At 48.9% G+C, this 2,401-nt stretch carries 2 protein-coding genes; both read left to right on the top strand.

The window, feature by feature from the left end:
* Window positions 1-239: 239 nt before the first annotated feature.
* Complete coding sequence (gene ansB / locus ACLJR2_RS23630; RefSeq protein WP_000394188.1) at window positions 240-1,286, top strand: L-asparaginase 2; 1,047 nt, start codon at window positions 240-242, stop codon at window positions 1,284-1,286.
* Between the two features lie 132 nt (window positions 1,287-1,418).
* A partial coding sequence (locus ACLJR2_RS23625) for a DUF1202 family protein (protein WP_057515801.1) occupies window positions 1,419-2,401 on the top strand: 983 nt, incomplete at its 3' end.

Below are 2,401 nucleotides of genomic sequence, written 5' to 3'. Positions count from 1 at the left end.
TGCAAATGTCAGATCGTATGCGCCTGTTAGGGCGCGGCTGGTAAGAAAGCCTTACAGGCGCATCAGAAAAACCTCCGGCTATGCCGGAGGATATTTATTCTGTTTTTTCCTGCATTTTGTTATCCATCTCTAAAAAATACTCTCTGTCGGATATATATCGCTGGTTAATCGTATGGCGTCACATTATTCGTCTGCAATATAGAGATAATGCGACCAGTTGACATAACTGGAGATATAACATGGAGTTTTTCAGGAAAACGGCATTAGCTGCTCTGGTAATGGGTTTCAGCGGCGCAGCGTTCGCTTTACCGAATATCACCATCTTAGCGACCGGCGGAACGATCGCTGGCGGCGGTGATTCAGCAACAAAATCAAATTATACGGCAGGTAAAGTTGGCGTCGAAAATCTGGTGGATGCCGTTCCTCAATTGAAGGACATTGCGGTAGTGAAAGGCGAGCAGGTCGTTAACATTGGCTCGCAGGATATGAACGATGAAGTCTGGCTCACGCTGGCGAAAAAAATCAATACCGAGTGCGACAGCACCGACGGTTTCGTGATCACCCACGGTACTGATACGATGGAAGAGACCGCTTATTTCCTCGATCTGACCGTGAAATGCAATAAACCGGTGGTACTGGTCGGCGCGATGCGTCCTTCCACGTCAATGAGCGCAGATGGCCCGTTCAACCTCTATAATGCGGTAGTAACAGCGGCTGATAAACAGTCTGCCAACCGCGGCGTGCTGGTGGTAATGAATGATACCGTCATGGACGGACGCGACGTCACTAAGACCAATACGACTGACGTGGCGACGTTTAAAGCGGTTAACTACGGCCCGCTGGGTTATATCCACAACGGTAAAATTGACTACCAGCGTACGCCAGAGCGTAAACATACCACCTCCACCCCGTTCGACGTGTCGAAGCTGACCGCGTTGCCGAAAGTCGGTATCGTTTATAACTATGCGAATGCGTCCGATCTGCCGGCAAAAGCGCTGGTAGACGCGGGTTATGACGGGATCGTGAGCGCAGGCGTGGGTAACGGCAACCTGTATAAAACGGTCTTTGATACCCTGGCGACCGCCGCGCACAACGGTACGGTAGTGGTGCGTTCTTCACGTGTGCCGACTGGCGCAACCACGCAGGATGCGGAAGTTGACGATGCAAAATACGGCTTTGTCGCTTCCGGCACGCTGAACCCGCAAAAAGCGCGTGTCTTACTGCAACTGGCGTTAACCCAGACTAAAGATCCAAAACAGATCCAGTCGATGTTCAATCAGTATTAAAGATAATGCCCCGGTCGGAAGGCCGGGGCTATCTTTGGAAGACCTCTCGCACAACCAACACTATTATCTTGCTAATTATCATCCTGGTTATGATAATCGTGGGCGTCATGTCTCTGGACGGGAGGTCCACAAGTGGTTCGACAATGGATTGCTGGCGCAGCGCTGTTTGCCCTGATTTCAGGCTATAGTTGGGCAGAGGTTGCTCAACCCTCCGATAACATCTTAAAAGAACAGTTTAGTAAGCAGTACCACGGCATACTTAAACTGGATTCCATTACCTTAAAAAATCTTGATTCGACGGGCAATCAGGCCACCTGGTCTGCCGAAGGGGATATTTCTTCCCGTGAAGATATGTATACCGGCGTTGGTATGGCGGCGGATTATTATTTTGTTGAAAAAACCTGGACCAAAGATCGTCCCGTTAAATTTTCTGCCATGTTAACCAGTAAAGGGACGCCAGCCTCTGGCTGGACGGTGAACTATTACTCATTACAAATGGCAGCCAGCGATCAGGGCCGGGCTATTGACGATATTAAAACGAATGATAAATACCTGATCGTCAACAGTGATGACTTTAACTATCGGCTTGGCAACATTGAAGCCTCCTGGCGTGCGCAGAAAGCGTCGATCCCCGGTCTTGAAGAACAACTCTCTGCCCTGGATAAGAAAATAGCGGTAGCTAAAAAAGAAGCGGACGCGTATTGGGGAAAAGGCGCTGATGGGAAACCGTTGACCCGCGCCGAGGCGTTTAAAAAGACGTTAAAAGAGCGCGATGATTATGTAAAAGCCAACGATAGCAGCGTATATGCCGAGAAATACGAAAAAGAGGTCTATCAACCGGCTTTAGACGCGTGTCGTAAGCAGAGTGAGCCGTGCAATGAAGCGGCTATTCAGCAGAAAAGAGATTTAGACATACACGAGCAACGGCGGCAGGTATTTTTGAAATCAGAAGAGCTGCGTCGAAAAGCGCAGAATGACTGGATAACGTTAGAGAAAGGACAATATCCGCTGAATATAGGAGAGCGTTCAGAATTCTGTGTCACGTTAAAAATTCTACAGCGTCATCACATTATTCAGCCGCCCTTCAAAATAAATCGCCAACTGCGACAATGTCA

Source organism: Salmonella sp. SAL03688, from assembly GCF_046551895.1.
GTDB classification, from domain to species: Bacteria; Pseudomonadota; Gammaproteobacteria; order Enterobacterales; family Enterobacteriaceae; genus Salmonella; species Salmonella enterica.
This window is presented reverse-complemented; position numbering and strand designations above follow the sequence as displayed.

Coding starts and splice junctions, on each gene's coding strand:
- ansB (WP_000394188.1), top strand. CDS start 240: ATGGAGTTTTTCAGGAAAACGGCATTAGCTGCTCTGGTAATGGGTTTC.